The organism is Bacillus sp. 522_BSPC (assembly GCF_001076885.1).
Taxonomy (GTDB): Bacteria; Bacillota; Bacilli; order Bacillales; family Cytobacillaceae; genus Niallia; species Niallia hominis.
The window spans coordinates 1-7,862 of record NZ_JVDT01000259.1 but is presented as its reverse complement, the minus strand read 5'-3'; the positions used below and the strand labels follow the sequence as shown (position 1 = coordinate 7,862).

The window sequence follows — 7,862 nt, the reverse complement described above, 5'->3', positions numbered from 1 at the left end:
CGCTACAGACGCACGATGCGCCGGGGAGGAAGCTGAGCCTCCTCCCATGCGCTGCGGGGTCTCAGCCTTTCCTCTATTTCCCGCAGGAGTCGAGCGTCCTCCACTCCATTTCACTTCGTTTTTAAACCTATTTCTAAAACAAAAACGCGAATAATCATGCGGATTAATCACATAATTGTTCGCGTTTATTACTAGATGAAATGTTTATGTCCCAGCCTCTTTCGTAAATTCCTATAAGACTTTACTTAAGAAGGATATTGTTCGCTCTTCCTTAGGATTACTAAATAGCTTTACTGGAGTATCTTCTTCTACAATATATCCTCCATCCATAAAAATAACTCGGTCGCCAACCTCTCTAGCAAATCCCATTTCATGTGTTACGACAATCATTGTCATTCCTTCCTTTGCAAGATCCTTCATTACTTCCAATACCTCTCCTACCATTTCTGGATCTAGGGCAGATGTAGGCTCATCAAATAACATAATACTTGGTTCCATCGCTAAAGCTCTTGCAATTGCTACACGCTGTTTTTGTCCACCTGAAAGGGAATCAGGATATACTTTTGCTTTATCCTCTAAGCCCACTTTCTTTAATAACGCCAGTGCCTTTTCCTTCGATACTTTCTTTACCTTCATTGGAGAAATCATGATATTTTGCAGAACCGTTTTATGGGGAAATAAATTAAACTGTTGAAATACCATGCCTACATCCTTACGAACTTCATTAATATTAGTTGTCTTATCGGTAATATTCTTCCCTTTAATGTGAATGGTCCCATCTGTTATACTCTCTAATAAATTGATACAACGTAGAAAAGTAGACTTTCCAGATCCAGAAGGGCCAATAATAACAACTACCTCTTGAGGGTTAATCGTTATACTAATATCCTTCAATACTTCATTATTTCCAAAAGACTTTTTCAATTTATCTACAACAATCATTCTGTTTTCAACCTTCTTTCCAAACGAGTTAAGAAGAAGCTTAATGTTAAAGTTAGAACTAGGTATATAACAGCTACTGTTAAATATGGCTCCCAAACTCGATTATATTGCCCCATCATGAGCCTTGCATAATACATTAACTCCGGTGCAGCTATAACCGCTGCTAAAGAGGAATCTTTAATCAAAACGATAAATTCATTGCCAAGTGGTGGGATCATTCGTTTTACTGACTGTGGCAGGATTATGTAGCGCATTGCCTGTACATGGGTCATTCCTAAAGACCTTGCAGCTTCCATCTGTCCGCGGTCAATAGATTCAATTCCGGCTCGAAAAATCTCTGCAATATAAGCAGCCGCGTTTAGCGATAATGCGACTATTGCTGCTACCATAGCATTTGTAGTGTTCAAGAATAACGGGATGAACCCAAAATGAATAATTAAGATTTGTACAAAAAGGGGCGTTCCACGGAAAACCGCAATATAGCAGCGAAACGGAAGGGAAATCCACTGATTTTTTGCTATTTTACCAAGACCAATTAATAATCCTAAAATGGTCCCAAACACAATTGCATATAAGGATAATTGAATGGTTACTAATATACCTTTTTTAAATAAATCAGCATATTCCCAAATTATCGTGAAATTAAAATCCATTACTTCTCCTCCAAAAAACAGTATTACTGCTATCCATTTACTTTTTAAGTAATAGAAAACCTCAAATTTCTTTAAAAAAAGGTACTCAGAAGGACCTTCCCTCACTTAGCTACAATATGGAAGAAATTTGTGCTCCCTAATTGTTCAAGCGGGGAAATGCCTATTTTTGAGTACCCTTCCTCATCTGTAATATTTCTATTGTTGTGCTTTTAAATTTTCAATATCTGGTTCCTGACCAAACCATTCTTTATATATTTCTGCATATTTTCCATTATCTAAAATCGCATTAAGCCCTTCGCTTAAATCCTCCACAATTTCGCTTCCTTTAGGGAACATGAAACCATAATATTCAGATTCGAATCCTTCCTTATCTTCAATAACCGTAAAGTTATCCTGTGGATTATTTTTAGCATAGGTTTCTAGTACTGCATTATCTGCAACAACTGCATCTGCACCATTATTTTTCATTTCAAGAATAGCTAAATTATTATTCTCAAATTTTTTCACTTTCTCATTGCCATTTCCTAATAGTGCATCCACTGCATCTGCACCTGTTGTTCCTGCTTGAACTGCTACTGTCTTATCTACCAAATCAGCAGCTTTTTCAATATCCGTTCCTTCTGGAGCTAAAATTTTATTAGTACTTTCAAAATAAGGAATAGAGAAATCATAAGATTTTAATCGGTCATCGTTAATCGTAATGGCAGATAAACCTACATCTGCTGTTCCATTTTCTAATTCCGCAAAAACAGGATCCCATCCAACATTAACAATTTCAAAATCATATCCTGCTTCTTTTGCAGCAGCAGTGAAAATATCCACATCAAAACCTATAATCTTGTCTTTATCCATGTATTCAAATGGTGCATAGGCCGCGTCGGTTACTACTCTCAATTTCTTTTTGCCTTCTTCATCACTATTTGATTTTTCTGAGCTTGTACCACATGCAGCTAGAACTAGTACTATCGACATAAATAAAGCAAATAAATACCCTTTTTTCTTCAATGTAATTCCCCCTCTTTTGATGTAAAATTTTATATTTATATAATATAGAATTTTCCGATAATAACAGATAAAAAAACTCTTCCATAACCAATCTTATCTTAATATATCTATCTTTTGTAATGCATTTATTATAACTTTTTGTTAATTTATATACAAGAAAACTTTTTAAAATTTCTCAAGATTTGAATAATAGACATAAATTAAAAGAAGAAGCCCCTTTTCAAATAAAGATTTGAAAGTTGAACTTCTTCTTTTTCAAAAAATTTTCCTATTCTTTTCCCTGCATCCTCTAATATTTCTTTGCTATAGCATTATCATTTCCGCGTTAAATTATTGAAAAAATTCTTCGTAAATTGCCTTTACCGCTTTTTTTACGACTGTTTCTTTCACGCCGAACATCATACTTACTTCTGATGATCCTTGGTTTATCATTTCAATATTTACTCCTGCTTCTGCAAGTGCTTTAGATGCACGGGCATTTGTACCAACATTATGACGCATGCCTTCTCCTACAAGCATGATAAGTGCTAAATCATGCTCTACCTTTATCTCATCTACATGTAATTCATCGGAAATTTTTGCTAATATTTCTTGTTCGCTTTTTCCAGTTAATTGATCCTGACGCAAAACAATTGTTAAATCATCAATCCCAGACGGCATGTGTTCATAAGAAATATGATACTCCTCTAATATGGATAGGACTTTTCTTGCAAAGCCAACTTCACGATTCATTAAGTATTTACTAATATAAATAGAACAAAATCCCTTATCATTAGCAATTCCAACTACCGGTCCATTTGTATTGCTTCTTGATGCAACAATTCTTGTTCCTGGTGCTGAAGGATTATTCGTGTTTCTTACTTGTACAGGAATTCCTGCACGGTAAGCCGGTATAAGTGCTTCCGCATGGAATACAGAAAATCCAGCATAAGACAATTCACGCATTTCCCGATAGGTTAACTCCTTTATTTCTTTTGGCTGTTTAACAATGGAAGGATTGACGGAGTATACTGCATCAACATCTGTGAAGTTTTCATATAAATCCGCCTTCACTCCATTTGCAAGAATCGCACCAGTTATATCGGAGCCGCTCCTTGAAAAAGTAACAACTTTTCCTGATTCGTTGTATCCAAAAAAGCCTGGGAAAACAATAATGTTCTTTTGTTCCCTTAAAGTGAATAGTCGATCATATGATTCAGCAAGCACCTGAGCGTTTCCAGGATGATCACTTACAATTAAGCCCGCTTCTTTCGGACTAACATAGATTGCATCTAATCCTCTATCTTTAAAAAAGTGTGCAACTAATTTTGCATTATTATCCTCGCCACTAGCTTTCATCGCTTCCATAAAAGCATCTTTATCAGCGGAATTATTTATTAGTTCTAATAAATCTCGTTTTATATTTGCTATGATATCACTGGAAAGATCCAATTCTTTGGCAATATTTGCATACCTGGCTAACACTTCCTCTAAATAAGGGGAAGGGCTATCCCCATTTATGACAGCTGTTGCGCATTGGATTAATAAATCTGTAACCTTCGTATCTTCTTCATATCTTTTTCCAGGTGCAGATACAACAACAATCCTTCTCTCCTTATCTGCTTTAACTATTTGCAATACTTTTTCCAATTGATTCCCCGTAGCTAATGAACTACCCCCAAATTTGACAACCTTCATTTCGACAACTCCCACTAATTGTTAAATAGTAATAATTTTCAAAATTATTCACTATCGCTATTATCACTATTTCACACTAAATAATCAAGTGCTATCCTTTCTAAAAATACATTTGTATACTCTAGAAAAACAAATGCATTTTAATTATTTTTCACAAGAATTCCAATAAAAAAGTATGAAAATCCTCCATTGGTAATTTCAGTTAATTATTCACTCCTTTGCAACTCTACAACCACTACATTACAGTCTTTTCTTGATAGATACCTCTTCTTCTTTTATTAAACATCGAACATCTGTTGAAAAAAAACATCCAAAATACTTTCTTTTATGTAAATTTTACGTTAAACTAATATTTAGTTAAGCGAAATTGTTTGTGCTGTTTTTTACAATCTCCTCGTCCTTCCTTTCGAATTCTCTTTCCATCCTAGATGGAGGAGGCCTTTAATGAAAAATTTTCTACTATATTAGAAAGAAGTGTTTTTACAAAATGGAAAACCAACAATATTCAAAACGCAATTTAGGAATCATGTGGTTTGCCAACTTTTTTATAAGTGCCTGTATGACCATGGTTCTCCCATTTTTATCGCTTTATATTGAATCCTTTGGTCAATATTCGCCAGAATTTGTTCAACATTGGTCAGGACTTTGTTTCTCTGTCACCTTTGTAGCAGCGTTTTTATTTTCGCCAATCTGGGGAAAAATTGGCGATAAGTTTGGCAGAAAAACAATTCTTATCATCTTGGCAATCGGGCTTGGTATATCGATATTTCTTATGAGTTTCGCTAATTCTGTATGGGAAGTTTTTATTCTTCGGTTCTTCACAGGATTTTTTACTGGCTTTATCCCAATGTCTCAAGCATTTATCTCCACTCAAACACCAAAAAAAGTTGCGGGAAAAGTGTTAGGAACATTACAAACAGGAAGTATTACAGGGGCATTGATTGGTCCATTGCTTGGAGGCGTCTTAGCAGATAGCTTCGGCTATGGAGCGACTTTCCGATTTACCTCACTTGCAATCTTTATTTCTGCCATTCTAGTATTTACGACGAAAGAATTTGTTCTCCCTGTTCAAAAGGGTACGAAAAGCAGTTATACAAGCAAAGAGGTATTAGCCCATATTCTTAAGAATCCTGTTTTCATCACCGTACTACTTATCTCGGCTTTTATTCAAATTGCCCATTTTAGTATCCAACCAATTCTTTCTCTATATGTCAGTGACTTGCACGGACCTGAGAACATTGCCTTTTTCGCTGGATTAGCTTTCTCAGCAGCAGGATTAGGTAACTTGCTAATGGCAAGGAAATGGGGAGAAATGGGAGATCGCTCAGGTCATCTGAAAGTACTTGTTATTCTCTTATTTATTGCTGGGATCATTTATTTTCCAGGGGGATTTGTTAATCAATACTGGCAATTACTTATTATCCGCTTTATTCTTGGTGTAGCGATTGGTGGAATGGTTCCAGTACGTATAGCTTATATTCGTCAAGAAGTACCAATTGCCATGCAAGGAGAAGTAATGGGGTATGAAACAAGTCTCCGTTTTCTCGGAAATATTATCGGCCCTGCTCTTGGTGGAATAATCGCTGGTAATTTTGGTTTCTCCATGGTATTCTTTTCAACCAGCTTTCTCTTATTAGCAAGCGGTATTTTTCTTTTTGCAATGATGCATCGACATCCTAAGTTATCGAAACAGTCGATTTCTTAACATCCCAATGTAGTATGAGTAAAATGTTTGTGGGTAGAAAATAATTTACCCTCTGGTTTGGTTGGTGGTCGTTAGACCGCCAACCAAACGCAAGCGCGGTAGTATGAGCAAAAATAAAGAAAAAGGGACTTTCTTTTTGTATAGTAGTGTTTGCGGACAAAACATACAAAAGGAGAAAGTCCCTATGAAACAAAATACCATAAAACTACCTACATTAAAAGAAATAGAAAGTGATTTATTTAAAACATTACAGGAAACTTTTTCGGAAGTTCTCGAGGAGCTGTTAACTGGGTATGACAGAGAAATAGCTGAACAACGAGATAAAGGAAGATATCAACTCAAAGATAAGAGAGCGATTCAGATGGACACCTTATTTGGATCTGTTTCAATTAAGCGAAATTACTATTGGGATCGTATCGGCAACAAATATGTCTATTTATTAGATCAATATTTACAGTTTGAGGGCGGTAAAGGATTTAGTCCAGTTGTGGAAGAAATGGCGATGGAATTGGCGGTTACTGGGCCATCATACAGACATGCATCTTCTACGTTAGAAAAATTACTTGGATACTCTGTAGCTAGTCATGAAGCGATTCGTCAACATTTATTACAAACAGAAGTTGTACCGAGCTTGCCAATCGAACCAAAAAGAAAGGTATTATTTATCGAAGTAGATGGCTTATTTATTAAACGGCAAGGTGGTAAGAAGCGCGGACGAGAAGAAAAGATCGCAGCTATCCATGAAGGTTGGTCTATGAATGGAAAGAGAGCCAGTCTTGTGGGAAAACGGCATTTTATTCATAAAGCAGAAGCACCTTTCTGGGAAGAGTTAGAACAATTTTTAATGGATACGTATCATTACGATCCAACTACTCATCTTTTAGCTATCAATGGGGACGGAGCTAGTTGGATAACTGCGTGCAGAGAGTATTTTCAAAAGAAAGCTTTTTTCACGATAGACAGATTCCACGTAGCTCGAGAAATCCAACGTATTTTTAAAGAACATCCTAGATATAAAGCGATACGAAAAAAGCTAGCTAAGTATGATGGAGAGGGATTATTAGTAGAGTTAAATAGTGCAGTGGCGACCCTGGATACAGAGAAAAAAGAAGAACGATTAGAAGCATTAATTAACCAGCTTTCTCCATATCCCGAGGCACTTGGAGACTATAGAATTTGGTTACAGGAACAAGGAATAGATACGAGTGATATGCGTCCGATGGGCAGCGCAGAAGGAACCATGAGTGTGTTTGCCAAGCGTCTGAAAAACGGAAGGGCATGGAGTGAAAAAGGAATAGATGCATTTATTCGATTCATGGTTGGCTTAAAAGATGGATTAGATATTAAAACACTGATCGGAACAATGACGAAACGATTGGAAGAGAAGGAATCAAATCATATAAAACCAAAATACTACCGTGAAAAACTAACCAAAACAGCAGGACAGGCAACAAGACAAAACATTGCCTATTTGAGTCAAACAACAGGAAAGCCACTATATCATGCGTTAAAAGCATTACAAGGATTTTAAAAAGGATTGTCGACGTTTAACTGTAAACTGTATTCTAAAAGGTTATGGATTTTAACAACATAGAAAACGCAGAGTGGATTGGAGCGAAAGGCACTTGACTCCTGCGGGACATAGAGGAAAGGTCGAGACCCCACAGCCGGAACGGCGAGGAGGCTCGACTTCCTCCCCGCGGAAAGCAAGTGCCTGTAGCGGAAAGGAACGGTCTATTGATCCCAAAAAATTTTACGAAAACAGCCTGACTATAAATAGAGTAAGTATAGAAAGCGTTAACAATAGAGATAGCAAACACACTGAAAAAGAGAGAAATTCCGACGATAAAAAATTTCTCCCACAAATACTTGACTCAAAC

At 36.4% G+C, this 7,862-nt stretch carries 6 protein-coding genes; 2 read left to right on the top strand and 4 right to left on the bottom strand.

Annotation, left to right across the window (positions count from 1 at the left end; genetic code table 11):
• Positions 1–231: 231 nt before the first annotated feature.
• The 4 genes from ADJ83_RS21615 to ADJ83_RS21600 form a co-directional block, all read right to left on the bottom strand.
• Positions 232–942, bottom strand: a complete 711-nt coding sequence (locus tag ADJ83_RS21615; protein ID WP_048719071.1) for an amino acid ABC transporter ATP-binding protein — start codon at positions 940–942, stop codon at positions 232–234.
• Entirely contained in the window at positions 939–1,595 is a 657-nt protein-coding gene (locus ADJ83_RS21610; protein WP_031539543.1) for an amino acid ABC transporter permease, read from the bottom strand. Before ADJ83_RS21610 ends, ADJ83_RS21615 begins: the two co-directional genes overlap by 4 nt.
• Before the next feature lie 195 nt (positions 1,596–1,790).
• On the bottom strand, positions 1,791–2,600 hold the full coding sequence (locus tag ADJ83_RS21605) for a basic amino acid ABC transporter substrate-binding protein (protein WP_031539541.1): 810 nt from the start codon (positions 2,598–2,600) through the stop codon (positions 1,791–1,793).
• Positions 2,601–2,930: 330 nt separating this feature from the next.
• A complete protein-coding gene (locus ADJ83_RS21600; protein WP_031539540.1) occupies positions 2,931–4,277 on the bottom strand; it encodes an aspartate kinase in 1,347 nt (448 codons plus the stop codon).
• A 487-nt stretch (positions 4,278–4,764) separates the two neighbouring features.
• On the opposite strand from ADJ83_RS21600, the gene ADJ83_RS21595 reads away from it, so the two are divergent.
• Complete coding sequence (locus tag ADJ83_RS21595) at positions 4,765–5,982, top strand: MFS transporter (RefSeq protein ID WP_031539538.1); 1,218 nt, start codon at positions 4,765–4,767, stop codon at positions 5,980–5,982.
• A gap of 184 nt (positions 5,983–6,166) precedes the next feature.
• Complete coding sequence (locus ADJ83_RS21590; RefSeq protein WP_048717475.1) at positions 6,167–7,513, top strand: ISLre2 family transposase; 1,347 nt, start codon at positions 6,167–6,169, stop codon at positions 7,511–7,513.
• Positions 7,514–7,862: the final 349 nt, after the last annotated feature.

Coding starts and splice junctions, on each gene's coding strand:
- ADJ83_RS21590 (WP_048717475.1), top strand. CDS start 6,167: ATGAAACAAAATACCATAAAACTACCTACATTAAAAGAAATAGAAAGT.
- ADJ83_RS21595 (WP_031539538.1), top strand. CDS start 4,765: ATGGAAAACCAACAATATTCAAAACGCAATTTAGGAATCATGTGGTTT.
- ADJ83_RS21600 (WP_031539540.1), bottom strand. CDS start 4,277: ATGAAGGTTGTCAAATTTGGGGGTAGTTCATTAGCTACGGGGAATCAA.
- ADJ83_RS21610 (WP_031539543.1), bottom strand. CDS start 1,595: ATGGATTTTAATTTCACGATAATTTGGGAATATGCTGATTTATTTAAA.
- ADJ83_RS21615 (WP_048719071.1), bottom strand. CDS start 942: ATGATTGTTGTAGATAAATTGAAAAAGTCTTTTGGAAATAATGAAGTA.